Here is a 24987-nt window from a genome sequence, read left to right as displayed (position 1 = left end):
CGGAGCCGTGGGGTGAGGCGCGCATTCTAGCCTTCGCACGGCCATGGCCCGTGACCGGCACGCCTGCATGCACGATCGGCCACGGGCGGTCCGCTACAATCCGCGGCCTTCGCCCCTGCTACATGGACGCCCCCCGATGACCGCCCCCAACTGGCTCTACGAGAACTTCGACCCTTCCGGCTCCGCCATCGGCTACCGCATCACCGGCAAGCTCGACGAGGTGCAGTCGCCGTTCCAGAAGATCGAGATCTTCGCGTCGACCGACTGGGGCAACGTCATGCTGATCGACGGCGCGATGATGGTGACCACGCGCGACAACTTCCTCTACCACGAGATGATGTCGCACCCGGCGCTGTTCACCCATCCGGCCCCGAAGAACGTCGTGGTCATCGGCGGCGGCGACTGCGGCACCCTGCGCGAGGTGCTGCGTCACCCGGGCGTGGAGCGCGCGGTGCAGTGCGACATCGACGAGCAGGTCACGCGCATGGCGGAGAAGTATTTCCCCGAGCTGTGCGAGTCCAACGGCGACCCGCGCGCCGAGATCCTGTTCGACGACGGCATCGCGTACATGGCCAACTGCGCGCCGGGCAGCCTGGACGTTGTGATCGTGGACGCCACCGATCCGGTCGGCCCGGCCACCGGCCTGTTCAACCAGGCTTTCTTCGACAGCTGCTTCCGCGCGCTGAAGGACGACGGCATCCTGGTGCAGCAGTCGGAATCGCCGCTGGTGCTGCTGGACCTGATCAAGGACATCCGCGCCGAAATGGGCAAGGCCGGCTTCGACAGCTTCCAGACCCTGCCCTTTCCGCAGCCCTGCTATCCCACCGGCTGGTGGAGCTGCACGCTGGCGCGCAAGGGCGGTCGCGGGTTTGACTTCCGCGGAGACGATGCGCGCGCGAAGTCATTCGCGACGAAGTACTACAGCGCCGACATCCACAAGGCGGCGCAGGTGCTGCCGCCGTTCGTGGCGGAAGCACTGGATTCCTGATCAACAATTGGCCGACGACGCATCGCGGGCTTCCGAATAGGCAAGCTCGACTTCCTCCCGGACTGCAGGCGCCAGCTCATGCAGCGGCAGGCACGACCCGCATCGTGACAGCGCGTGCGGTACGCCGTGCACGCTGGCGATCGAATAGTCACCGCGGCAGGTCCTGAACCGGACTGCGAATGCCTTGAGTGCCGGCAGAGTGCCGTCGGTGCGCGCAGCTCTCAGGACAAACTCGGAGCAGCTGGTGTCAAACAGGCACTTCCTGCGCAACCGGCTTCTCAACCATCGGCGATACAGGTGAATCCCCGAAACGATCAATGTTCTCCCGATCGCGTCAATGGCAGCCAAGCGCGATGCCGAGGCGCTCGTAGTTGCGTTCGGTGTCATCGTTGCCACCCGCAGTGACGTTGCCTGCGCCAATCGTTACGCGCGGCATCTGCATGTCTTTCATGTGGATGTGCACCTTGTAGTGCGTGCCACCCATGCAACCGTGCCGGCCCGAGGTCTCGTAACTGGTTCTCGTGACGTTGGCGATCTGGTACTCGCGCCCGCGGTAAGTGAAGAAGCCCTGGTCCTGGTAGACATCGACCCCCTTCCAGGAAAAGGTTGCAGCGCTACCGCTGCTGTTGCTGCTGGCCACGGCAGGCACGCCGCCCTTGGCAGCCCCCTCGCCCACCCTGCGATAGACCAGCCATGCCGGAATTACCGCGAGCAATCCCGCAAACAACCCCATGCCCCATAAGCCCACAAACCTGAACACGATACTGATCAGGACCCAGGCAACGAAAAATACAAAAACAGCCGCAATGAGTCGCATCATCCGCCCCCCCGGAAGTGTTCTGAAAGCTTAGCTTCGATACCTCGAAGTGCGCAACGGTGCTGCAGCCGCCACTTACAGCGCGTCCGCGTCCAGTTCGCCGGTGCGGATGCGCACCGCGCGTTCGAGGTTGTAGACGAAAACCTTGCCGTCGCCGATCTTGCCGGTCGAGGCGGCCTTGAGGATGGCCTCGGTGACCAGCTCCGCCTGGTCGTCGGTGACCGCGACCTCGAGCTTGATCTTGGGCAGGAAGTCGATCACGTACTCGGCGCCGCGATAGAGCTCGGTGTGACCCTTCTGGCGGCCGAAACCCTTCACCTCGGTCACGGTGATTCCGGCCACGCCGGCTTCCGACAGCGCTTCGCGCACGTCGTCGAGCTTGAACGGCTTGATGATCGCCATGATCATCTTCATCACGCGGCCTCCGCTTGCAGAGCGCTCAGGATACCGCGGCCCGGGCGCTGGACGGGCTTTTCCCACATGCCGGCACGCGCCCGGCCGATGGCATCGGGCCCACGCCCGGGCCAGACTGCTGCCAACTCCGGAAGGACATCCCCATGATCGACCTCGGCCATATCGACGACCTTGCCCGCCGCCTCAGCAGCCTGGTGCCCCCGGGCCTGCGCGAGGGCCGCGAGGAACTGCAGGAGAACTTCAAATCCGTGCTCCAGGCCGGGCTTTCGCGCCTGGACCTGGTGACCCGCGAGGAGTTCGACGTCCAGCGCGCGGTTCTGCTGCGCACGCGCGAGAAGCTGGAAGCACTGGAAGTACAGGTGGCGCAGCTGGAGGCCCGGCTGGCCGCCGGCGGTGCGGCGCAGTCCATGCCGCCCGCGCCGCAGCAACCGCACTAGGGCCTCCGCCATGCCGGGGCTTGCGATCGTGCACGGCCGTGCACGTGCCGGCGTGCGCGCGCCGGAAGTCACGGTCGAGGTCTACATGAGCGGCGGCCTGCCGCGGATGTCGATGGTCGGGCTGCCCGAAGCCGCGGTGCGCGAGTCCAAGGATCGCGTGCGCGCCGCGATCCGCTGCGCGCAGTTCGAGTTCCCGCCGCGGGTCACGACGGTCAACCTGGCCCCGGCCGACCTGCCCAAGGGGGGCGGCCGCTTCGACCTGCCGATCGCGCTCGGAATCCTCGCCGCCAGCGGACAGCTGCCACGTACCGCACTGGCCGGCCACGAGTTCCTGGGCGAGCTGGGCCTCACCGGCGAGCTGCGCGCGGTCGACGGCGTGCTGCCGGCCGCCCTGGCCTGCGGCGAGGCGGGCCGCGTGCTGGTGGTGCCGGCTGCGAACGGCGCCGAAGCCGCCCTGGCGCGCGGCGTCGACGTACGCGTTGCGCGCACGCTGTCGGAGGTCTGCGCGCACCTGGCAGGACAGCGGTCGCTGCCAAAGGCCGAGGCTGGACCGGCCGCCACGGGGCCGGCTGCGGGCATCCCCGACCTTGCCGACGTGCGCGGCCAGCTCCGCGCGCGCCGCGCGCTCGAGATCGCCGCGGCCGGCGGGCACCACCTGCTGTTGACCGGCAGCCCCGGCTGCGGCAAGACCCTGCTCGCGTCCCGGCTGGCCGGCATCCTTCCCGAAGCCAGCGAAGCCGAAGCGCTGGAGACCGCGGCCATCGCCTCGGTCAGCGGCCGCGGCATCGATCCGGCACGCTGGCTGCAGCGTCCGTTCCGCGCTCCGCACCACACCGCAAGCGCGGTCGCCCTGGCCGGCGGCGGCAGTGAGCCGCGCCCGGGGGAGATCTCGCTGGCCCACAACGGCATCCTGTTCCTCGACGAACTCCCCGAGTGGAGCCGCCACGCGCTGGAAGTGCTGCGCCAGCCGCTGGAATCCGGCACGGTCACCGTTTCCCGCGCAGCGCGGCAGAGCGAGTTCCCCGCGCGCTTCCAGCTCGTCGCCGCGATGAACCCATGTCCCTGCGGCTGGGCCGGCGATGCCTCCGGCCGCTGCCAATGCGGCGTCGACGCGGTGCAACGCTATCGCATGCGGGTATCGGGGCCGCTGCTCGACCGCATCGACCTGCACGTCGACGTGCCGCGCGTATCGTCCGCCGAGCTCCGGCCGGACGCGCCGCCCGGTGAATCCAGCGCCGCCGTGCGCGAGCGCGTAGTCGCCGCCCGCACCGTGCAGCTCGAGCGCGCCGGCGTACTCAATGCCCACCTGGACCAGTCTGGTACCGCTACGCACTGTCGCCTGGCCCCCGACGACCAGGCCCTGCTCGAGCGCGCGATCGACAGCCTGCAGCTCTCCGCCCGGGCCATGCACCGGATCCTGCGGGTGGCGCGCACGATTGCGGATCTTGCGGGCAGCGAACCCATCGGCAGCGCGCATCTTGCCGAAGCGCTGGGTTATCGGGGCATCGATCCCCGGGGACAGCCGCTGGCAGCCTGATACGGGGTGGACCTGTTTGCGGTAAGTCCCTATTGGGACTATAATCCATGCCGAGTCCCTTGGAGGACACGCGACATGAACCATCCCCGCATCACCGAAGCCCTCGACCGCCGCGACCTGGCCGCGCCCGCGCTTCGCGCCTTCTTCAACATCACCGCCCGCTGGGGCCTGGGCAACGAACAGGAACGCCTGCTCCTGGGCAGCCCCGGCCGCTCCACGTTCTACCGCTGGAAGCGCGACTTCTCCGGCCAGCTTCCGCACGACGTGCTGGAGCGCATCAGCTACGTGCTGGGCATCTATAAAGCGCTGCACATCCTCTTCAGCAGCGACCGCCAGGCCGATGAGTGGATCAGCCGCGGCAATACTGCGCCGCTGTTCGGCGGCCGCTCCGCGCTGGAGCGCATGCTCGGCGGCCAGGTCGCGGACCTGTTCATCGTGCGCCAGTACCTCGACGCCCAACGGGGTTGGGTCTGATGCAGGTGCCGGCCACCGCCCGGGTACGCATCCGGCCGGCCTACCGGGTGGTGTCCAGCCGCTTCCCACCGGTGGGCGTGTTCGACGCCGTCGCCGAGCCCGCCGACATCCCCGCGCTGATCGAGCTGGAGTCGATGACCAACCCGCGCATTCGCGAGGAACTGGGCGCGATCGAACTGGTGCCGCCGAAGCGGCGCATCGCCGGTCCCGGCACCACGCCGATCATGGCCTCGTTTACCCACCTCAATCCGGAGGGTTCGCGCTTCACCCCGGGCTGGTTCGGCGTCTACTACTGCGCGCGCGAACAGCAGACCGCGGTGGCCGAAACCGTGTTCCACAAGGCGCGCTTCCTCGCCGCCACCCGCGAACCCGCCTGCGTGCTCGACATGCGCTGCTACCTGGGCGACGTCGACGGCCGCTTCCACGACATCCGCCGCGGCCATCCGGAACTGCACGACCCCGACAGCTACGTGGCCAGCCAACGCTTCGCCGTGGAATTGCGGGAAGGCGGCAGCAACGGCATCGTCTATGACAGCGTGCGCGCCCCGGGCGGGACCTGCCTGGCAGCCTTCTATCCGGACATGTTGAAGCCGGTGCGGCAGGGACCGCACCTGCAGTACCACTGGGACGGCGCAAAGATCTCGCACGTCACCGAAGCAAGAATGGTCCCGTTCTGACACACCTCTTCATCCAGAACGCGCTTGCTTCTCCTCGAGCCCTTTGAAGCACCTGATACGCTCGGCGCTCTCAGAACAGGCAGGGAGCGCCTGGCATGTACCGACCCTTGCTCACGGCTGCAGTGCTCGGACTGGCCGCTGGTCCCGTACAGGCAGCGACCCCATGGTCGCACTGCGTGGCCGAAGCCGAGGATTCAGCAGGTCGCCACTATTACTTCTTCCTTGACGGTGGCGCGCGGATAGATCGGGTGAGGTGGGTCAGGAACGGCGGCTGCTGCAACCGGCCGGAGGTCACCGATTACAACCTGCATGTGCCACGCCAGTCCGGAGCGATCCAGGTGCGCCACCTGACCGGGGAAAGGCAGGACATCCTGCAGCTGGCGACAGGCGAGGATGCCGCTCTGACCTTGGAGCGCGAGTACGTGGTGACCCTTCCAGTGCGCGGGCCGGATCCGGTGAAACCGACGGTCGCCTTGGACCGACAGCAATCGAGCGACCTGTATAACCTCGTTGCCATTCTTGCCCGGGAAAGACCGGAGCGCCCGCCAGAAGGCTGCCAATCCATGGAACGGGAAATGGAACCCTAGCCCGTCGGTGCTGCCAGGAGTTTTGCCAGCGAATTCGGCGAACAGCTTGCTGATGCTTGTTCGGGCTCCTGCCCCCGCCTTGCGGGGGCAGGGGCCGGTCTTGATGGCGGCCGGGTCAGGCGACGGCCGCCTGGAACTGCTCTTCCTCCGTCGACCCAGTCAGCGCCGTCGTCGAGGACTGCCCCTGCTGGATCGCCTGCGTCACCGCGTCGAAGTAACCCGTACCCACCTCGCGCTGGTGCTTCACCGCGGTGAAGCCCTTGTCGGCCGCCGCGAACTCCGCCTCCTGCAGCTCCACGAACGCGCTCATCTGCTTGCGCGCATACCCGTGGGCCAGGTTGAACATCGAGTAGTTCAGCGCGTGGAAGCCGGCGAGCGTGATGAACTGGAATCTGTAGCCATAGCCCGCGATCTCGTCCTGGAATTTCGCGATCGTCGCGTCGTCCAGGTTCTTCTTCCAGTTGAAGCTTGGCGAGCAGTTGTAGGCCAGCATCTTGCCGGGATACTTCTCGTGGATGGCTTCGGCAAACGCGCGCGCGAAGCCGAGGTCGGGCTTGCCGGTCTCGCACCACACGAGGTCCGCGTAGGGCGCGTAGGCCAGGCCGCGGCTGATCGCCTGGTCGAGGCCGTTGCGGGTCTTGTAGAAGCCTTCGACGGTGCGCTCGCCGGTGGTGAACGGACGATCATTGTCGTCGACGTCGCTGGTCAGCAGGTCGGCCGCCTCGGCATCGGTGCGCGCGACGATCAGGGTCGGCACGCCGCAGACATCGGCGGCCAGACGCGCGGCGTTGAGCTTCTCCACCGCTTCGCGCGTTGGCACCAGCACCTTGCCACCCATGTGGCCGCACTTCTTGGCGCTGGCCAGCTGGTCTTCGAAATGCACGCCGGCGGCGCCGGCCTCGATCATCGCCTTCATCAGCTCGAAGGCGTTGAGCACGCCGCCGAAACCGGCCTCGGCATCAGCCACGATCGGCTGCAGGAAGTCGATGGAGTCATCGCCCTCGGCGTGGTGTAGCTGGTCGGCGCGCAGCAGCGCGTTGTTGATCCGCTTGACCACCGAGGGTACGGAGTCGGCGGGGTACAGCGACTGGTCGGGATACATCTGGCCGGCGAGGTTGGCGTCGGCCGCGACCTGCCAGCCGGACAGGTAGATCGCCTTCAGGCCGGCCTTGACCTGCTGCATGGCCTGGTTGCCGGTGAGCGCGCCCAGCGCGTTGACATAGTCGCGCTCGTGCAGCGAAGTCCAGAGCTTCCCGGCGCCGAGGCGGGCGAGCGAATGCTCGACGTGCACGGTGCCGCGCAGGCGCACCACGTCCTCGGCGGTGTAGTTGCGGGTGATGCCGGCCCATCGCGGGCTGGTGGTCCATTCCTGGTTGATCTGTTCGGCGGTCTGCAGCGTCGTGCTCATGTGGGGAGTCCTCCGGTGAACCTGTCTTCAGTGAGGGGCGGCCGAAGCCGCGGTAAAAAGCCTTCTGTGGGAGCGGCTTCCTATGAGAGTTGCTTCCTGTGGGAGCGGCCATGGCCGCGAATGATCTTGTCGGGAACTCGGTCGCGGCTATAGCCGCTCCTACAGAGGTGACTGGTGATGGCCTTGTCGGGAATCTGATCGCGGCTATAGCCGCTCCCACAGGGTGGTGATTGGTTCTTGCTGCGACCCGGCGTCATGCGAGGCGTTCGTACGCCGGGATGGTCAGGAATTCCTCCAGCTCCGCGCTGCGCGTCAGCGCTTCCAGCATCGCGATGGCCTCGACAACGCGGTCGGCACCCGGCATCGGCCCCTGTGCAGCCAGGCGCGAGGGCAGGTTCAGCAGCGCGCGCTCGAACAGGCAATCGTCGATCTCGGTGCCGTCGTCCAGGCACAGCGGTTCGCCGCCGCGGTCGGTGGCATGCAGCCACTGCCAGAGCTGGGCGCGGGCAATCTCGGCGGTGGCGGCATCCTCCATCAGCCAGTTGATCGGCACGCAGCCGGTGCCGTCGAGCCAGGCGGCCAGGTAGCGCACGCAGACTTCGACGTTGCCCTCGAAGCCGGCGCGGGTGATGGTGCCGCGCGAGGGTTCGATCAGGACATTGCGATCGGCGACGACGTCGTTGCGCGCCACGGCGTGCTGGTTCGGCCCCGGCATCGCCGCGTCGAAGATGTCCTTCGCGATCGGCACCAGCGCCGGATGCGCGACCCAGGTGCCGTCGTGCCCAGCCGCGGCTTCGCGCTCCTTGTCCGCGCGCACGCGCGCCAGCGCGGCCTCGTTCGCCTCCGGGTCGCCGGAAATCGGGATCTGCGCCGCCATGCCGCCCATCGCGTGCGCGCCGCGGCGGTGGCAGGTGCGCACCAGCAGCTCGGAATACGCCTTCAGGAAAGGCTGGGTCATGCCCACCTGGCCACGCTCGGGAAGCACACGGTCACGGTGCGCGCGAAAGGTCTTGATGTACGAAAAGATGTAGTCCCAGCGTCCGCAGTTGAGGCCGGCGATGCGGCCGCGCAGGGCGTGCAGGATCTCGTCCATCTCGAACACCGCCGGCAGCGTCTCGACCAGCACGGTGACCTTGATGCAGCCCTCGGGCAGGCCCAGCACCTGCTCGATGTGCGCCAGCACGTCGCTCCACAGTGCGGCCTCTTCCATCGACTGCAGCTTGGGCAGGTAGAGGTACGGCCCGCGATCCTTCGCCACCAGCGCGGCGCCGTTGTCGAGGCAAAAGAGCCCCGCGTCGAACAGGCTGGCGCTGATGCGCGCACCATCCACCAGCAGGTGCTTCTCGGTCAGGTGCCAGCCGCGCGGGCGCACGATCAGCACGGCGCGCCCGGCCTCGGGCTTCATCCGGTAGGACTTGCCATTGGCGGCGTCGAAGGCCAGCGTCCCGGCCACCGCCTCGCGCAGCGAACGCTGCCCGGCCAACAGGGCGTCCCAGGTCGGCGCGGTCGAGTCCTCGAAATCGGCCATGTAGCAGCTGGCGCCGGAATTGAGCGCGTTGATGACCATCTTCGGATCCACCGGGCCGGTGATCTCGACGCGGCGGTCGAGCAGCGCCACCGGCAGCGGTGCCACCCGCCAGTCGCCCTCGCGGATGGCGCGGGTGTCGGCGCGGAAGTCCGGCAGGCCGCCATCGTCGAAGAAAGCCTGGCGCTCGCGGCGGGCCGCGAGCAAGGCCTGGCGACGTGCTTCGAAGCGCTGGTGCAGGCCGGCCAGGAAGGCCAGGGCGCGGTCGTCGAGCAGGTCGGTCGCGTCCGCCGCGCCGGGCGCGAGCCGGGCGTCGGCGACGGTGAGATGGGGGGCTGCGGACATGTCGGCTCCGGCGAGGGGGTCGGGCAGCCACCATCCCCCGCAAGGGAACTATTTGACAAAACAGATATGACAATGCAATTGATAAGTTCTGCTTATACCAAAGGATTGGCGCGGTCTTGGAACCCGTTCGCACCCCCCGTTTCGCCTACAAGGGCGACCGCCTGAAGCCGCTGCGGGCCTTCTGCCAGGTCGCACGGCTGGGTTCGGTCTCGCGCGCGGCCGAGGCCCTGTACGTCAGCCAGCCCGCGGTCAGCCAGCAGCTGCAGGCCCTCGAACGCGAAATGGGCACCCCGCTGCTGGAGCGCAACGGTCGCCGCCTGCTGCCGACGCCGGCGGGCGAGGCGCTGTACGAACTGGCGCGGCCGCTGGTGGAAGGCATCGACGCCCTGCCCGCGGCCTTTCGCCACGCGCTGGCGGGCATGGATGCGGGCGAGCTGGAAATCGCCGCCAACAGCTCGACCATCCTCTACCTGCTGCCGCGGATCGTCGGCGCCTTCCGCGAGCAGCACCCCGAGGTCCGCCTGCGCCTGCACAACACCATCAGCGCCGACGGCACCGACCTGCTGCGCGCAGACACCGTGGAGCTTGTGGTCGGCTCGATGCTCGACGTGCCCGCCGACCTCAGCTACGTGCCGGTGTATTCATTCCAGCCGATGCTGATCACCCCGCGCGACCACCCGCTGGCGCGCACGCCGCGGCTGACGCTCGAGGACATCTCCAAGCACGGCCTGATCCTGCCGCCGCAGCGCCAGGTGACCTGGCGCCTGGTGGACCTGGTGTTCCAGCAGGCGCGGGTGCCCTACACGGTGTCGCTGGAGGTCGGCGGCTGGGAAGTGATCAAGCAGTACGTGGCGATGGGCCTGGGCATCTCGATCGTGAGCTCGATCTGCCTGGACGACGCCGACGCCGGGCACCTCGCCATCCGGCCGCTCGACGCCTGGTTCCCGGCGCGCAGCTACGGCGTGCTGGTGCGCAAGGGCAAGGTGCTGTCGCCGCAGGCGCGCGCCTTCATGGACCTGATCAGGCCCGACCTGTTCGTGCGCCGCAGCCGCGAGGACAGCGGGCACTCCGAACGCTGAGCGCAGGGCACGCACCGCGCGACCGCGGGCTCAGGCCGCCTCTTCGACCTTGCGCCCGATGGACGCGACCTTGCCCGCGGCGCCCACGGCCGATGGTTGCCGGGACACGCGGTCGAGTTCGGCGGCGACCGTCTCCTTCTGGCGGTCGGGGCACTGCGTGCTCGGGCACAGCGCCTGCATGTAGTCGGCGTCGAAGCACAGGCGTTCGACCAGGAAATCCACGAAGGCACGCACCTTGGGCGAAGTGACGTGCCCTCTCGGGAACACCGCGTTGAAATCCAGGTCCCGGCCGGTCCAGCCGGCCAGCACGCGCTGCACCATGCCCTGCTCGGCATAGGCCTTCACGGTGACGTCGCTGGCCAGCATCAGGCCCTCGCCGCAGAGCAGCGCGCCCTTGAGCGCCGCCGGATCGCTGGCGACCAGGATCGGGTCGATGCGGTAGTCCGTGCGCTTCGCACCGTCGCCGAGCGCCCAGTAGTAGTTGCCGTTGCGGCGCGACTTCTGCATGCCCAGGGTGCGGTGGTGCTGCAGGTCGTCGGGATGCAGCGGCTCGCCGTGGCGCTCGATGTAGGACGGGCTTGCGTAGACCTGCGTGCGGAACACCGCCAGCCGGCGCGCGACCAGGTTGGAGTCGGGCAGGCTGCCGATGCGCAGCGCGAGGTCGACCTCGCCTTCGATCAGGTCGACCTGTTCGTTGCTCAGCGACAGCTCCACCCGCACCTCGGGATACTGCGCGTGGAACTGGCCCAGCAGCGGCGCGATCCATGCGATCCCCGACGAATACGGCGCGCTGACGCGCAGCCAGCCGCGCGGGCCATCCTGCAGCTGGCCGACCGCGCTTTCCGCTTCCTCGAGCCCGCGGGCGATGCGCTGGCAATGCTCGAAATAGACGCTGCCGGCCTCGGACAGGCCGAGCTTGCGCGTGGTCCGGTGGAGCAGCTGCGCGCCCAGGCGTGCCTCGAGTTCCTGCACCTTGCGACTGACCGTGGTCTTGGGCAGGTGCAGGGCCTTGGCCGCGGCGATGAAGCTGCCGAGCTCGACCACCTTGACGAAGATCAGCGTGTCGTTGAGATCGTGACTCATGCGGCGCCTCCGGGGCTGGACGCTGGATTGGACCAGCTGGGGGACAATTATTCCCCGATTTGCCGGCTAATCAAGTGCCGCCCCGGCGCCTATCGTATCCGTCATCTTCCTGATGGCCGATTCCAATGTCCCGCTCCGCACGCCGCAGCCTGCTCCGCAACGCGCTGGCCACGCTGATCGCATTCGACCTGGTGGCCTCGACATCTTTCATTGCATATCAATGGCTTGGAGCCTCCATGAGCCTGGCCTGGGGGATCGCAATGGCGCTTGCATTCCCTGTATTCGCACTGTCCTGGTCGGCGGCCGATGCCGTGCTGGTGATGGCCGACCGCCACGCCGGCATCCCGGATACGGGAGAGCAAATCCCGCGAACGGGACAATGCTGGTCCGCCTGATCGTCCCGAAAGCCGCCGCCTCCCCCATTCAAGGACACCTCCCGCCATGAACACCCGCAAGCTCATCATCCATTCCGGCATCCGCCTGTCCATGGTCGCGATCGGCCTGGCCGTGGCGATCGCGCTGGCCACCCCGGGCTGCAGCAGCGACGCCGCAGCCAATCCCGAAGCCCCGCAGGCGCCCGAAGTCGGCGTCGCCACCGTCGTGTCCACGCCCATGCACCAGTGGGACGAGTTCAGCGGTCGCGTCGCCGCGATCGAGTCGGTCGAACTCCGGCCGCGCGTCAGCGGCTACGTGCAGCGCGTCGCCTACCGGGAAGGCAGCGAAGTGGCCAAGGGCGACCTGCTGTTCGTGATCGACCAGCGCCCCTACCGCGCCGCGCTGGACCAGGCGCAGGCCCAGCTGGAGCGCGCCCGCGCCGAAGCCGGCCTGGCGCGCAGCCAGCACCAGCGCGCGAAGTCGCTGATCGAAGCCCGCGCGATCTCGCGCGAAGAGTTCGAGACCCGGCGCGCCGCGACCGCCGAAGGGCAGGCCGGCGTGCACGCCGCCGAAGCCGCGGTGGCCGCGGCGCGCCTGGACCTGCAGTTCACCGAGGTGCGCGCACCGGTCGCCGGCCGCGCCGGCCGCGCCCTGGTCACCGCCGGCAACCTGGCCCAGGCCGACGCGACGCTGCTGACCACGGTGGTCTCGCAGGATCCGGTGCACGTCCACTTCGAGGCCGACGAACGCGCCTTCCTGCGCTACCAGGCGCTGGCACGCAGCGGCGAGCGCGACGCCACCAGCAATCCGGTGCGCATCGGCCTGGCCGATGAAGCCGGCCACCCGCATGCCGGCATCGTCGACTTCATCGACAACCAGGTCGACAGCAGCACCGGCACCGTGCGCGCGCGCGCCGTCGTGCCCAATCCCGACCGCGCGTTCACCCCGGGGCTGTTCGCCCGCGTGCAACTGCAGGGCAGCGGCGAGTTCGACGCCCTGCTGGTCGACGACAAGGCGGTGCTCACCGACCAGGACCGCAAGTACGTCTACGTGCTGGGCGATGGCAACACGGCCGAGCGCCGCGACATCGAGCTTGGCCGCATGGCCAACGGCCTGCGCGTGGTGCAGTCGGGACTCGAGCCCGGCGACCAGGTGATCGTGAACGGCGTGCAGCGGGTCTTCTTCCCCGGCATGCCGGTGGCGCCGACCGCGGTCGCGATGGCGCCTGCGGACACCGCTGACGCCGTCGCCGCCGTGATGCCCGCGCCAACGCCCTGACTCCCCGCCGGCCGCCGGCCTCGTTCGCCACCGCTCCGCCCATGCGGGGCCCCGACCCACGCGGCCTGCGCCGCGAAGGACGACCCATGGACTTCTCCAGGTTCTTCATCGACCGCCCGATCTTCGCCGCGGTGCTGTCGATCGTGATCTTCGCCGCCGGCCTGATCTCGATCCCGCTGCTGCCGATCGGCGAATACCCCGAAGTCGTGCCGCCGTCGGTGGTCGTACGCACGGTGTATCCCGGCGCCAACCCCAAGGTGATCGCCGAGACCGTGTCCACGCCGCTCGAGGAAGCGATCAACGGCGTCGAGGACATGATGTACCTCAAGTCCGTCGCCGGCTCCGACGGCGTGCTGCAGATGACGGTCACCTTCAAACCGGGCACCGATCCCGACGACGCCACGGTGCGCGTGCAGAACCGGGTCAGCCAGGCGCTGGCGCGGCTTCCCGAAGACGTCCGACGACAGGGCGTGACCACGCAGAAACAATCACCCGTGTTCCTGATGGTGGTGCACCTGACCTCGCCCGAAGGCACCTACGACACCCTGTACCTGCGCAACTACGCGCGCCTGCACGTCAAGGACGCGCTGGCGCGCCTGTCCGGCATCGGCGACGCCCAGGTCTTAGGCGGCGGCGACTATGCGATGCGCGCCTGGCTGGACCCGGACCGGATCGCTGCGCGCGGGCTGACGGCAGGCGACGTGCTGCAGGCGATGCGCGAACAGAACGTGCAGGTCTCCGCCGGCCAGATCGGCGCCGAGCCCATGCCCGACAGCGACTTCCTCACCCTGATCAACGCCCGCGGGCGGCTGGAGACCGAGCAGGAGTTCGGCGACATCGTGCTCAAGGCCGGCAGCGACGGCGAGATCGTCCGCCTGTCCGACGTCGCGCGCGTCGAACTGGGAGCGGGCGACTACACGCTGCGCGCGCAGCTAGACGGCGACAACGCGGTCGGCATCGGCATCTTCCAGGCGCCCGGCGCCAATGCGCTGGAGATCCGCGACGCGGTCATCGCGACCATGGACGAGGTCTCGCAGCGCTTCCCCGAAGGCGTCGAGTACGAAGCCGTGTACGACACCACGGTCTTCGTCCGCGACTCGATCAAGGCCGTGGTCGTCACCCTGCTCGAGGCGGTGCTGCTGGTGGTGCTGGTGGTGATCCTGTTCCTGCAGACCTGGCGGGCTTCGATCATTCCCCTGCTCGCGGTGCCGGTGTCGATCGTCGGCACCTTCGCCGCGCTGTACCTGCTTGGCTTCTCGATCAACACGCTCACCCTGTTCGGGCTGGTGCTGTCGATCGGCATCGTGGTCGACGACGCGATCGTGGTGGTGGAAAACGTCGAGCGAAACATCGAGGAAGGCCTGACGCCGCTCGAAGCCGCGCACCAGGCCATGCGCGAAGTCTCCGGACCGATCGTCGCGATCGCCCTGGTGCTGTGCGCGGTGTTCGTGCCGATGGCCTTCCTGTCGGGCGTGACCGGCCAGTTCTACAAGCAGTTCGCGGTCACGATCGCGATCTCCACGGTCATCTCGGCGATCAACTCGCTGACCCTGTCGCCGGCGCTGGCCGCGCGCCTGCTGAAGCCGCACGGCGCCCCGAAGGACGCGCCCACGCGGCTCATCAACCGCCTGTTTGGATGGGTGTTCCGTCCGTTCAACCGCTTCTTCGGCACCAGCTCGGAGAAGTACCAGGGCGCGGTGTCGCGGGCGCTTGGCCGGCGCGGCATGGTGTTCGCGGTCTATGCCGTGCTGCTGCTTGGCACCGGGCTGATGTTCCAGGCGGTGCCGGCGGGCTTCATCCCGGTGCAGGACAAGCAGTACCTGATCGCCGGCGTGAAGCTGCCCGAGGGCGCGTCGATCTCGCGCACCGACGAACTGCTGCGCAAGGTCGGCGAGATCGCGATGGACACCGAGGGCGTGGCGCACACGATCGCGTTCCCCGGCCTCAACGCCGTGCAGTTCACCAATACGCCCAATACCGGCGTGGTGTTCCTGACCCTGGATCCGTTCGCGGACCGGGCGCGCACGGCGCTCGAGATCAATGCCGAAATCAACGAAAGGATCGCCGCACTGCAGGAAGGACTCACCTTCTCGGTGATGCCGCCGCCGATCCTCGGCCTGGGCAACGGCGCCGGCTACCAGCTCTTCATCGAGGACCGCGCCAATCTCGGCTACGGCGCGCTGCAGGACGCCACCGCGGCCATGCAGGGCGCGCTGATGCAGGCGCCGGGCATGGGCTTCGCCAACACCACCTACCAGGCCAACGTGCCGCAGCTCGACGCCGAGGTGGACCGGGTCAAGGCCAAGGCGCAGGGCGTGCCGCTGACCGGGCTATTCGACACCCTGCAGACCTATCTCGGCTCGGCCTACGTCAACGACTTCAACCGCTTCGGTCGGACCTGGCAGGTGATCGCCCAAGCCGACGCGCCGTTCCGCGACAGCGTCGAGGACATCGCCAGCCTGCGCACCCGCAACGACCGCGGCGAGATGGTGCCGATCGGCTCCATGGTCAACGTCAGCCAGACCTACGGCCCCGACCCGGTGCTGCGCTACAACGGCTACCCCGCCGCCGACCTCGCCGGCGACGTCGACCCGCGGGTGATGTCGTCGGCCGAAGGCATGGCCAAGGTCGCCGAGCTGGCCGCCGACATCCTGCCCAACGGCATGGCCATCGAGTGGACCGATCTCAGCTTCCAGCAGGCCACCCAGGGCAATGCGGCGATGGTGGTGTTTCCGGTGGCGATCCTGCTGGCGTTCCTGGTGCTGGCGGCGCTGTACGAGAGCTGGACGCTGCCGCTGGCGGTGATCCTGATCGTGCCGATGTGCATGCTGTCGGCGCTCCTGGGCGTCTGGCTGACCGGCGGCGACAACAACATCTTCGTGCAGGTCGGGCTGGTGGTGCTGATGGGCCTGGCGTGCAAGAACGCGATCCTGATCGTGGAGTTCGCGCGCGAGCTCGAGCTGCAGGGCAAGGGCATCGTGGAATCCGCGCTGGAAGCCAGCCGCCTGCGCCTGCGCCCGATCGTCATGACCTCGATCGCCTTCATCGCCGGCACCGTCCCGCTGGTGCTGTCGTCGGGCGCGGGCGCGGAAGTGCGCTCGGCCACCGGCATCACCGTCTTCGCGGGCATGGTCGGCGTGACCGTGTTCGGACTGTTCCTGACGCCGGTGTTCTATGTCGCGCTGCGCACGCTGGTCACGCGCACGGCGACGCAGGCCGGTCCGGCCGGCAACGTGGACGCGGAGGTGTCCCGTGCCTGAGCGCAACCTGGCGATTCCTTCGCTTGAAGACATCCGCCGCATCCTCGGCAACGACACCCCGGCCGGCCCGGCGCCGGCCGCGCCCGACCGCGCCGCGCCCAAGCCCGCCGACCCCATGGAGAACGACGATGACTGACTTCCGTACCGCCGGGCGGCCGGCGTTTGCCTCCACCCTGCTCGCGCTTGCGCTGGCCGCCTGCAGCGTGGGGCCGGACTACGTGCGTCCACGGCTGCCGACGCCCGAGGCATTCCACGGCGCTGTTGCCGCGGGCAGCGCGACCACGGATGCCTCGGGCGCGGCAGCGGCCGATGCGGATGCACCGGCACCGGCGCCAGCGTCGACGCCGCCAATCACCGCCGACGAGCGCTTCTGGCGCGACTTCGGCGACCCGCTGCTGGTACAGCTTGTCGAAGACGCGCTGTCCGCCAACCACGACCTGCGCATCGCCTTCGCCCGCTATGACCGCGCCAACGCGCTGCTGCGCGGCGCAAGGCTGGACCACCTGCCCATGGTGACCGCCAACGCCGAAGCCGCCACGACGCGTGCAAGCGCCGCGCAGGCGCCCGGCCAGCCGCGATCCGCGCGCGACGCCGACAGCTACAGCGCGGGCATCGCCGCGGCCTGGGAAATCGACCTGTTCGGACGCATCCGCCGTGGCATCGAGGCCGGGCGCGCCGACGCGCTCGCCGGCTACGCCGACATGCAGGCCGTCCAGGTGGCGATCGCCGGCGAGACGGCCCACGCCTACCTCGAACTGCGCGGCGCGCAGGAGCGGCTGCGCGTGGCCCGCGGCAACGCCGGCAACCAGCGCGACACCTTCGAGCTGGTGGAGGCACGCTTCGACAGCGGCCGCGACAGCGAGTTCGACACCGCCCGCGCGCGGGCCCAGCTCGAGACCACGCGCGCCCGCATCCCCGCGCTCGAGGCGCAGGTGGCCTTCGCCATCCACCGCCTGGGCGTGCTGACCGGGCGCACGCCCGATGCGCTGGTGGAGGTGCTTGGCGAAGCCGCGCCCCTGCCGGCGCTGCCCGCGGTGATCGACCCGGGCACGCCCGGCGAGCTGCTGCGCCGCCGCCCCGACGTGGCCGCGGCCGAAGCCCGGCTGCACGCGGCGACCGCACGCATCGGCGTCGCCACCGCCGAGCTGTTCCCGCGCTTCACCCTGGGCGGCCTGCTCGGCAGCCAGGCGGCGGACGCGGGCGCGCTGTTCGAACGCGACAGCGGCACGCGCTTCGTCGCGCTTGGCATCGACTGGTCGTTCCTCGACGTCGGTCGGGTGCGCGCGCGCATCGCCGCCGCCGACGCCGATGCCGCCGGCGAACTCGCGCGCTACCAGCAGGCGGTGCTGCTGGCGCTGGAGGACACCGAGAACGCGCTGGTGCGCCTGGACCGCGCGCGCGTGGAGGACGCGCACCTGGAGCGCGCCGCGCACAACAGCGCACGCGCCGCCGAGCTCGCCCGCATCCGCTTCGACGCCGGTGCCATCGGCCTGCTCGAGGTGCTGGACGCCGAACGCACCCGCCTGCAGGCCGAAGACGCCTTCGCGGCCGCGCGCACGCGCAGTGCCACCGGCGCCGTGGGCCTGTATCGCGCGCTGGCCGGCGGCTGGCCGCACCCGCTCGCGCTGGCCGTGGACAAGGCACCGCAACCGCGTTGACGCGGCGCGCCCCGGCATGCCGTGTGGTGCGGCACATGGCAGCACCGATGGCGTACGGTTGCGCCTACGCCCGAACGTTGGAACCCGCGCATGCGCCACCTGCCCCTCGCCATCCTGTCCGCCTGCCTGGTCGCACCGGTCGCCGCCGCTGAAACGCCCACCGCACCACCAGCCACCCAGGCCCTGCTGCACGACATCGGCACCGCACCGTCGGCCGCGCGCATCGAGGCCGACATCCGCACGCTGGTGTCGTTCGGCACCCGCCACACGCTGTCGGACACGACGTCGGACACCGGCGGCATCGGCGCGGCAAGGCGCTGGATCCACGCCGAGTTCGAGCGCATCTCCGCCCAGTGCGGCGGGTGCCTTGAAGTGATCGACGTTGCGGGCACGGTCTCCGGCGAAGACCGCATCCCCGAGGCCACCGAGGTGGTGAGCGTGCTTGCGATCCAGCGCGGCACCAGCGATCCCGGCCGCTACGTAATCATGAGCGGCGACATCGACTCGCGCGTGTCCGACGTGATGGACGCGACGTCCGACTCGCCCGGCGCCAACGACAACGCGTCCGGCGTCGCCGGCACGCTGGAGGCGGCGCGGGTCCTGTCGAAGCACCGCTTTCACGGCAGCATCGTCTACGCCGCGCTCTCCGGCGAGGAGCAGGGCCTGTTCGGCGGCAAGATCGTCGCCGAAAAGGCACGCGATGAAGGCTGGCGCATCGAGGCCGTGCTCAACAACGACATGATCGGCAACATCGCCGGCATCAACGGCGTGATCGACAACGGCACCGCGCGCGTGTTCGCCGAGGGCACCCGCGTGACCGAAACGCCGGCCGAGGCGCGGCAGCGCCGCTTCACCGGCGGCGAGGTCGATTCGCCCTCGCGCAACCTGGCCCGCTACATCGACCGCATGGCCGACCTCTACGTGCCGGGGCTCGACGTGATGGTGGTCTATCGCTTGGACCGCTTCGGGCGCGGCGGGCACCACCGTCCGTTCAACGACCTCGGCTACCCCGCGGTGCGGGTGATGGAGACCAACGAGGACTACACCCGCCAGCACCAGGACCTGCGCACCGAAGACGGCATCGCCTACGGCGACGTGATCGAAGGCGTGGACTTCGACTACGCCGCCAGGCTCACCGCGCTCAACGCCGTGAGCCTGGCCGGCATGGCTTCGGCACCGCCGCCGCCCGCGGACGTGACCATCGAAGGCGCGGTCACCGCCGACACCACGCTGCAGTGGACGCGCGCGCCGGCGGCGCTGGCGCCCGACCTGGCCGGCTACCGGCTGCACTGGCGGCGGACCACCGAGCCGCAGTGGACGCACAGCGTGTACGTCGGCGACGTGGACCGGCACACGTTGAAGAACGTGGTGATCGACAACTGGTTCTTCGGCGTGTCAGCGGTCGCGAGAGACGGCGCGGAAAGCCCGGTGGTATTCCCGGGCGCGGCGGGCAGCTTCGGCGGCTACGGGACGCCGTAGCCGAGGCATCGAGCTCGTCGCTGCCGCCGTGCCGGGAGCTCAGCCCGTACCGCGGTTACGCCCCTGCCAAGGCCGGTACCACGCGCGCACGCGCGCCATTTCCGTGGCGTCGTCGTCGACAACGCGGAACGGCGTGCCGATGCCGATCACCTTGTCCGGATAATGGAAATACACCGGCAGCACCGGCACGTCGGCGGCGCGGGCAATCTTGAGGAAGCCGCTCCGCCAGTGCTCGACCGGCTTGCGCGTGCCCTCCGGCGCCAGTCCGAACCAGAAGCGGTCGTGCGCGCGGAACATGGCCGCGACCTGCTCCACCACGCCCGCCGAACGATTGCGATCGACCGCGATCACGCCGAGCTTGCGCAAGAGCGGCGCCAGTGGCCACCAGAACAGCTCGCGCTTGCCGAGGAGCTTGATGTCCAGGCCCAGGCCGAGCTTCACGGCAAAGCCCCAGACACCGTCCCAGTTGGACGAATGCGGGGCGGCGATCAGCACCACGCGCGGCTCGTCGGGGAACTCGCCGCTCACCCGCCAGCCGCCGGCGCGCAGGATGCTTCGGCCGAGCCAGCGGGTGAAGCGGTTGGGTTCGACCCGCGGCACCTGCGGTGGCAGGGACGGCAGGATGTCGTGTTCCGCTTCGCTCATGCGCCTCCGTGCCCTCAGTCCCAGCCCTTCCCCGTGCGGCCGCGCTTGATCGTACTACGCTCGCGCTTGGCGTCCAGGCGACGGACCTTGGATGCGCGACTGGGCCGGGTGGGCACGCGCGCCTTGGGCGCCTTGCGGCCCGATTCAATGAACGCCGCCAGCCGCTCGCGCGCATCCTGGCGGTTGCGGTCCTGGGTGCGGAAGCGTTGCGCGTTGAGCACCAGCACGCCGTCGTCGGTCAGCCGGCGGTCGCGCTTTGCCAGCAAGCGCTCGCGCACGGCTTCGGGCAGTGACGGCGAGTTGGCGACGTCGAAGCGCAGCTCGACCGCGGTCGCGACCTTGTTGACGTTCTGTCCGCCGGGACCCGAGGCGCGCACGAAGCGTTCGACGATCTCGGCGCCCGGGATTTCGATGGCGGATGGCGTGGTGGTCATGGGCGTCCGGAATCGATGGCCAGCGCGACGGTCAGGGCGGTCCCGCTTCGGCAGCCGGCGCGGCGTCCGCCGGCTGCGCGAAGAATGCCAGCGCGCGTGCGAACTCCGCATCAGGCGGCGCCACGGCGTGCACGCGTTGCGCCGGGTCCCGTGGATGCGGGAACGAAAGCTGCTCTGCGTGCAGCAGCATGCGATGGATGCCGAGCATGCGGAAGCTGCGGTTGTGGCGGCCGTCGCCGTGGCTGGTGTCGCCGATCAGATGGTGCGACAGATGCTTGAGGTGCCGGCGGATCTGGCGGAAGCGCCCGGTCTGTGGCCAGGCGCGCAGCAGCGCGTAGCGCGAGGTCTCAAAACCGGCGGACGGGATTGGAAGCTCGGCGGTGGCGAGACGCTGGAAGCGGGTCACGGCCGGCTTCTTCTGCGGCTTGCCGGGGCCGCCGTCGAGCGGATGGTCGACGGTGAACGCCTCCTCCGCGGGCCAGCCGCGACAGACCGCGAGATAGCCCTTGTCGACCTCGCCGGCCATCAGCGACTTGCCCAGCACCGAGGCGGTTTCGCGATCGAAGGCCAGCAGCAGGCAGCCGCTGGTGGCGCGGTCGAGGCGGTGGACGAGGAAGATCGGCCTGCCGAATTGCTCGCGCAGGCGGTCGGCGGCGAAGTCGCTCTCGCCCCGCGCGAGCTTGCTGTCGTGGACCATGAGCCCCGCGGGCTTGTCGACCACGGCGAAGCGCTCTTCAAGATGCAGCACCGGCATCGCTGCGGGAGCGGCGGCCGCTGTGGGAGCAGCCGTCGGGCCGCTCCCACAAGAGCTGCTGTTACCACCGGAGTTCATGGCCGCGGGCGGGCGGCGATGATCGCCCACAGGCCGCCGATGCCGGCGATCCATGCAGCCACCGGCACCGTCCACAAACGCGGGCCACCGGCATCAAGGCCGTACAGCACCGCCGCCACCACCAGCAGGCCCACGCCCAGGATCGCCGCCACCGTGCGCCGCTGCATCGCGCGCATCACCTGCACCAGTTCGGCCAGCTCGGTCGAGTGCATGCCCAGCTGGTGCCGGCCCTCCACCTGCTGGCTCAGCCAGGCGTGCAGCAGCCGCGGCATCTCCGGCGCCCGGGTCACCAGTTCCGGCAGCCGCTTGCGGAACTCGCCCGCCAGCCGCTTCGGGCTGTAGCGCTCGGCCAGGATCCGCTCCAGCACCGGCCGCGCCACCGCCCAGATGTCGATTTCCGGATCCAGGTGACGGCTCACGCCTTCGACGTTGAGCAGCGTCTTCTGCAGCAGGATCAACTGCGGCTGCAGGGTCAGCTGGTAGCGCTGCGCGGTACGGAACAGCTTCAGCAGCACTTCGCCCAGCGAGAACTCCGACAGCGGACGCGTGAAGTACGGCTCGCACACGCCGCGCACCGCGGCTTCGAGCTCGTCCAGCCGCAGGTGCGACGGCATCCACCCGGCCTGCACGTGCAGCTCGGCGATGCGGCGATAGTCCTTGTTGAAGATCGCCATGAAATTTTCGGCGAGGTAGTACTGGTCGTCGCCGGACAGCTGGCCGACGATGCCGAAATCCAGCGCGATGAAGCGCGGATCAAGGCGCCGCGACGGGTCGTTGTCGACCCAGATGTTGCCGGCGTGCGCATCGGCGTGGAAGAAGTTGTCGCGGAACACCTGGGTGTAGAACACGCGCACCGCCTTGGCGGCGAGCAGCTTCCGGTCCATGCCCGCGGCTTCGATGGCGGCGACGTCGTCGCTGGGGATGCCGTGCACGCGCTCCAGCGTCAGCACGCCTTCGCTGCTGTGCGACCACACCGGCGCGGGCACGTACAGGTCGGGTGACCCCGTCCAGAAGCGGCGCAGCACCGAGGCATTGGCGCCTTCGCGCTGCAGGTCGAGCTCGGCGGCAAGCGTGCCCGCGACTTCGGCCACCACTTCGCGCGGGCGGATCTTGTCGGCGCTTGGATGCGTACGCTCGACGAAGCCGGCGATGCGCTCGAGCAGGCGGATGTCGGCGGCGATGCGCGCACCGATGCCGGGACGCAGCACCTTCACCACGACCTCGGCGCCGGGCACGCCGTCCACCGCCGGCAGCTGCGCGGCGTGCACCTGCGCCACCGAGGCCGACGCCAGCGGCACGATGTCGAAACGGGCGAAGGCTTCGGCCACCGGGCGCTCCAGTTCGCGCTCGACGATGGTCCGTGCCTGTTCGCCGTCGAAGGGCGCCACCTGGTCCTGCAGCAGCACCAGCTCGTCGGCGACGTCGGCCGGCACCAGGTCGCGGCGGGTCGACAGCACCTGCCCGAACTTGACGAAGATCGGTCCCAGCTCCTGCAGCGCCAGGCGCACCCGGGCGCCGCGCGGCAGGTCGGTGATCTCGCGCGAGGCGCGCGGCACGAATGGCCGCAGCAGCCACAGCCAGCGTTCCGCCGGCGTGCCTTCGAACAGCGTGTGCAGGCGATAGCGAAGCAGGACGCGCCCGATCTTCAGCGCATGCAGGGCCGAACTCACCGCGCGGCCCCGGCGGCCGGTGCCATGCGCGCCACGCGTGCCGCGATGCGCTCGACGTCGTCACGGAGCGTGTCGACGTCGTCATGGAAGGCATCGAGCTCATGGCGGCCGACGACGTCGCGCGACTCTTCCACCACGTACTCGGCGGCGGTGGCGGCGAGGCCTTCGCCGGCGCGGCGCGCACCCTTCAGCGCCGCCGCCAAGCCCTTGGCCACCTGCACGCCGATCACCTCGCCGAAGGCGGCGACGAAGGGCCGCTGCCAGTCGGGGTCGAAGCGCGAGGCCAGCCGCTGCAGCGCGCGCGCCAGCTCGGCGTCGCCTTCGATGCGCAGCCGGCCGCTGGGGGTGGCGTGCTCATCGCCCCCGCCAAGCATGCCCTGCAGTTGGCCAAGCAGGCCGCCAAGCGTGGTGCGCACCGACAGGTCGGGGCTGGCGTCGCCCGCCACCGGCCCCACGCGCAGCGCTTCGCCATCCACGCGCACCGACATCGCCAGCGGCGGCGAGGCCAGGTGCAGGGCGACGTGGCGCCCGTCCAGCCGGGCAAGCGCCTGGCGGGTGTCGTCATCGAGTGCGAGCGCGCGGTTGAGCGCGGATTCCAGCGCGCGGCCGGCCAGCGGCTTGAAGCCGGGGAGCGAAAAAGGGGATCGGGCCATGGCCGGCATTGTAGCGGCCGGGCCCACGCCACCGGTGCGCAGGCTGCGCTGCCGGCGGCCCACCGGTGCGCCGCACAGCCGCGGCGCACCGGTGGCGCGGGTCAGACCCGCTTGCCGCGGAAGAACGAGATCGCAGCCAGCACCAGGAACACGACGAACAGGATCCAGGCGATGTTGCTGGCGGCACCCGCGATACCGCTGAAGCCCAGCACGGCGGCGATCAGGGCGATGACCAGGAAGATGACGGCGTAACTCAGCATGGCGGTTCTCCAGTCCGTCGGAGCGCCGACGGCTGGCGACATCCTTGCCGGCCACGGGTCGTCAGGAGGTGATGGCTCCGCGCTGCGAGATGGCCAGCCGCTCAAGGCCTTCGGCGATCGATACCCGGGGCACGTAGCCGAAGTCGCGGGTGGCCGGCGCCATGTCATACCAGTGCGTGGTGCTGAGCTGTTCGGCCAGAAAACGGGTCATCGGCGGCTCCGAGCGCAGGCGCAGCAGCGGCCACGCGGTCTCGCAGGCGGCACCGATCGCATAGGCGACACCGAAGGGGAGCGTGCCCTCGACTTCGGGCGCACCGACCGCGCGCAACAGCGCGTTGACGATCTCGCGCATGGGCATCGGTTCGCCGTTGCTGATGAAGTAGGCACGACCGGCGCAGGCCGCCCCCGGGCCCAAATGATCGAGCGCATCGAAGTGTGCCTGCGCGGCGTTGTCGATGTAGGTGGTATCGATGCAATTCATGCCGCCGCCGACCAGGCGCAGGCGGCCGGCGCGGGCGCGTTCGGCCAGGCGCGGGACCAGCTGGTTGTCACCCGGCCCCCAGATCAACCGCGGGCGCAGCGCGACGGTGGCCAGGGATTCGTCGTTGGCGGCAAGCACCACCTTCTCGGCGATCAGCTTGGTCGCGGCGTACGGCGCCTTGAGGTCGTCGCCATAGGGCACGGTGTCGGCGGTGCCGCCCTCGACCGGGTGCGTGGCGCGATGGGTCACGCTGGGCGACGAGGTGTAGACCAGCTTCGGCACGAAGTGCTCGCGGCAGCCGGCCAGCACGTGGCCGGTGCCCATCACGTTGGCGCGGTGGTAGCTGTCGAAGCTGCCCCAGGCACCGGCCTTGGCGGCATTGTGCAGCACCGCGTCCATGCCCGCGCACGCGGCAATGACCGCATCGCGGTCGGCAAGGTCGCCGCGCAGCTGGCGCACGCCGAGTGCGTCGAGCTCCGGGTAGTGGCCGCGGTTGAAGCTCGTGACTTCGTGTCCGCGTTCGACCAGGCCACGGCACAGCGCCTGGCCAAGGAATCCGCCGCCGCCAGTCACCAGTACCCGCACTTCAGT

26 protein-coding genes are annotated in these 24987 nt (G+C 69.6%); 13 read left to right on the top strand and 13 right to left on the bottom strand.

The features are described from left to right. Positions 1–136: 136 nt before the first annotated feature. Entirely contained in the window at positions 137–988 is an 852-nt protein-coding gene (gene speE / locus ACW7GZ_RS13885; RefSeq protein WP_457009776.1) for a polyamine aminopropyltransferase, read from the top strand. Here speE and yidD read toward each other — a convergent pair whose 3' ends face one another. The 3 genes from yidD to ACW7GZ_RS13870 all read right to left on the bottom strand — a co-directional run bounded on the left by yidD (position 989) and on the right by ACW7GZ_RS13870 (position 2219). Continuing rightward, complete coding sequence (gene yidD, locus ACW7GZ_RS13880; protein ID WP_457009774.1) at positions 989–1375, bottom strand: membrane protein insertion efficiency factor YidD; 387 nt, start codon at positions 1373–1375, stop codon at positions 989–991. It abuts the gene before it with no gap. Further along, complete coding sequence (locus ACW7GZ_RS13875) at positions 1323–1808, bottom strand: hypothetical protein (RefSeq protein ID WP_457009772.1); 486 nt, start codon at positions 1806–1808, stop codon at positions 1323–1325. The genes yidD and ACW7GZ_RS13875 overlap by 53 nt, the downstream gene beginning before the upstream one ends. A 72-nt stretch (positions 1809–1880) precedes the next feature. Beyond that, entirely contained in the window at positions 1881–2219 is a 339-nt protein-coding gene (locus ACW7GZ_RS13870; RefSeq protein WP_343254637.1) for a P-II family nitrogen regulator, read from the bottom strand. Positions 2220–2362: 143 nt separating this feature from the next. On the opposite strand from ACW7GZ_RS13870, the gene ubiK reads away from it, so the two are divergent. The 5 genes from ubiK (at position 2363) to ACW7GZ_RS13845 (ending at position 5931) form a co-directional block, all read left to right on the top strand. Then, positions 2363–2656, top strand: coding sequence for a ubiquinone biosynthesis accessory factor UbiK (gene ubiK, locus ACW7GZ_RS13865; protein ID WP_457004988.1), 294 nt, complete (start codon positions 2363–2365; stop codon positions 2654–2656). Positions 2657–2666: 10 nt separating this feature from the next. Further along, positions 2667–4193: a YifB family Mg chelatase-like AAA ATPase gene (locus ACW7GZ_RS13860; RefSeq protein WP_457009770.1), complete on the top strand. Its 1527-nt coding sequence runs from the start codon at positions 2667–2669 to the stop codon at positions 4191–4193. A gap of 75 nt (positions 4194–4268) precedes the next feature. Next, positions 4269–4667, top strand: coding sequence for an MbcA/ParS/Xre antitoxin family protein (locus ACW7GZ_RS13855; protein ID WP_457009768.1), 399 nt, complete (start codon positions 4269–4271; stop codon positions 4665–4667). After that, positions 4667–5344, top strand: a complete 678-nt coding sequence (locus ACW7GZ_RS13850; protein WP_457004982.1) for an RES family NAD+ phosphorylase — start codon at positions 4667–4669, stop codon at positions 5342–5344. Before ACW7GZ_RS13855 ends, ACW7GZ_RS13850 begins: the two co-directional genes overlap by 1 nt. Before the next feature lie 176 nt (positions 5345–5520). Further along, on the top strand, positions 5521–5931 hold the full coding sequence (locus ACW7GZ_RS13845) for a hypothetical protein (protein WP_457004980.1): 411 nt from the start codon (positions 5521–5523) through the stop codon (positions 5929–5931). A 115-nt stretch (positions 5932–6046) separates the two neighbouring features. Here ACW7GZ_RS13845 and aceA read toward each other — a convergent pair whose 3' ends face one another. Together aceA and aceB are read right to left on the bottom strand one after the other, a co-directional pair. Then, the gene (gene aceA, locus ACW7GZ_RS13840) at positions 6047–7339 is read right to left on the bottom strand and encodes an isocitrate lyase (RefSeq protein WP_457004978.1); all 1293 of its coding nucleotides are present in this window, start codon (positions 7337–7339) and stop codon (positions 6047–6049) included. A 253-nt stretch (positions 7340–7592) separates the two neighbouring features. Further along, positions 7593–9209, bottom strand: coding sequence for a malate synthase A (gene aceB / locus ACW7GZ_RS13835; RefSeq protein WP_457009766.1), 1617 nt, complete (start codon positions 9207–9209; stop codon positions 7593–7595). 116 nt (positions 9210–9325) lie between these two features. Here aceB and ACW7GZ_RS13830 point away from each other — a divergent pair, with 116 nt between their 5' ends. After that, entirely contained in the window at positions 9326–10288 is a 963-nt protein-coding gene (locus tag ACW7GZ_RS13830) for a LysR family transcriptional regulator (RefSeq protein WP_457004975.1), read from the top strand. Positions 10289–10318: 30 nt separating this feature from the next. On the opposite strand, the gene ACW7GZ_RS13825 is transcribed toward ACW7GZ_RS13830, so the two are convergent. Then, positions 10319–11371, bottom strand: a complete 1053-nt coding sequence (locus tag ACW7GZ_RS13825; protein ID WP_457009764.1) for a LysR substrate-binding domain-containing protein — start codon at positions 11369–11371, stop codon at positions 10319–10321. Positions 11372–11496: 125 nt separating this feature from the next. Between ACW7GZ_RS13825 and ACW7GZ_RS13820 the strand changes: the two genes are divergently transcribed. The 6 genes from ACW7GZ_RS13820 to ACW7GZ_RS13795 all read left to right on the top strand — a co-directional run bounded on the left by ACW7GZ_RS13820 (position 11497) and on the right by ACW7GZ_RS13795 (position 19421). After that, on the top strand, positions 11497–11766 hold the full coding sequence (locus ACW7GZ_RS13820) for a hypothetical protein (RefSeq protein WP_457009763.1): 270 nt from the start codon (positions 11497–11499) through the stop codon (positions 11764–11766). A gap of 46 nt (positions 11767–11812) precedes the next feature. After that, positions 11813–13024, top strand: coding sequence for an efflux RND transporter periplasmic adaptor subunit (locus tag ACW7GZ_RS13815; protein ID WP_457009761.1), 1212 nt, complete (start codon positions 11813–11815; stop codon positions 13022–13024). 86 nt (positions 13025–13110) lie between these two features. Then, on the top strand, positions 13111–16284 hold the full coding sequence (locus ACW7GZ_RS13810) for an efflux RND transporter permease subunit (RefSeq protein WP_457009759.1): 3174 nt from the start codon (positions 13111–13113) through the stop codon (positions 16282–16284). Then, complete coding sequence (locus ACW7GZ_RS13805; protein WP_457004965.1) at positions 16277–16420, top strand: hypothetical protein; 144 nt, start codon at positions 16277–16279, stop codon at positions 16418–16420. Before ACW7GZ_RS13810 ends, ACW7GZ_RS13805 begins: the two co-directional genes overlap by 8 nt. Further along, a complete protein-coding gene (locus tag ACW7GZ_RS13800) occupies positions 16413–17942 on the top strand; it encodes an efflux transporter outer membrane subunit (protein ID WP_457009757.1) in 1530 nt (509 codons plus the stop codon). The genes ACW7GZ_RS13805 and ACW7GZ_RS13800 overlap by 8 nt, the downstream gene beginning before the upstream one ends. 90 nt (positions 17943–18032) lie before the next feature. Further along, entirely contained in the window at positions 18033–19421 is a 1389-nt protein-coding gene (locus tag ACW7GZ_RS13795; RefSeq protein ID WP_457009755.1) for a M28 family metallopeptidase, read from the top strand. Between the two features lie 39 nt (positions 19422–19460). Here ACW7GZ_RS13795 and ACW7GZ_RS13790 read toward each other — a convergent pair whose 3' ends face one another. The 7 genes from ACW7GZ_RS13790 to oleD all read right to left on the bottom strand — a co-directional run bounded on the left by ACW7GZ_RS13790 (position 19461) and on the right by oleD (position 24981). After that, complete coding sequence (locus ACW7GZ_RS13790) at positions 19461–20066, bottom strand: lysophospholipid acyltransferase family protein (RefSeq protein WP_457009753.1); 606 nt, start codon at positions 20064–20066, stop codon at positions 19461–19463. 14 nt (positions 20067–20080) lie between these two features. Continuing rightward, positions 20081–20500, bottom strand: coding sequence for an alternative ribosome rescue aminoacyl-tRNA hydrolase ArfB (gene arfB / locus ACW7GZ_RS13785; RefSeq protein ID WP_457009751.1), 420 nt, complete (start codon positions 20498–20500; stop codon positions 20081–20083). 31 nt (positions 20501–20531) lie between these two features. Next, complete coding sequence (locus tag ACW7GZ_RS13780) at positions 20532–21386, bottom strand: pseudouridine synthase (RefSeq protein ID WP_457009749.1); 855 nt, start codon at positions 21384–21386, stop codon at positions 20532–20534. After that, positions 21329–23002 (bottom strand): ubiquinone biosynthesis regulatory protein kinase UbiB, encoded by a 1674-nt coding sequence (gene ubiB / locus ACW7GZ_RS13775; RefSeq protein ID WP_457009747.1) that lies wholly within the window; start codon positions 23000–23002, stop codon positions 21329–21331. Before ubiB ends, ACW7GZ_RS13780 begins: the two co-directional genes overlap by 58 nt. After that, a complete protein-coding gene (locus tag ACW7GZ_RS13770) occupies positions 22999–23655 on the bottom strand; it encodes a ubiquinone biosynthesis accessory factor UbiJ (RefSeq protein ID WP_457004951.1) in 657 nt (218 codons plus the stop codon). The genes ubiB and ACW7GZ_RS13770 overlap by 4 nt, the downstream gene beginning before the upstream one ends. A gap of 101 nt (positions 23656–23756) precedes the next feature. Continuing rightward, a complete protein-coding gene (locus ACW7GZ_RS13765; RefSeq protein ID WP_343254651.1) occupies positions 23757–23915 on the bottom strand; it encodes a DUF1328 domain-containing protein in 159 nt (52 codons plus the stop codon). Between the two features lie 61 nt (positions 23916–23976). After that, complete coding sequence (gene oleD / locus ACW7GZ_RS13760) at positions 23977–24981, bottom strand: 2-alkyl-3-oxoalkanoate reductase (RefSeq protein WP_457004949.1); 1005 nt, start codon at positions 24979–24981, stop codon at positions 23977–23979. Between the last annotated feature and the right edge of the window lie 6 nt (positions 24982–24987).

The sequence above is a fragment of the Luteimonas sp. A537 genome, from assembly GCF_054052065.1.
The sequence above is the reverse complement of the archived record's forward strand: the minus strand, read 5'-3'. Positions and strand labels throughout refer to the sequence as shown.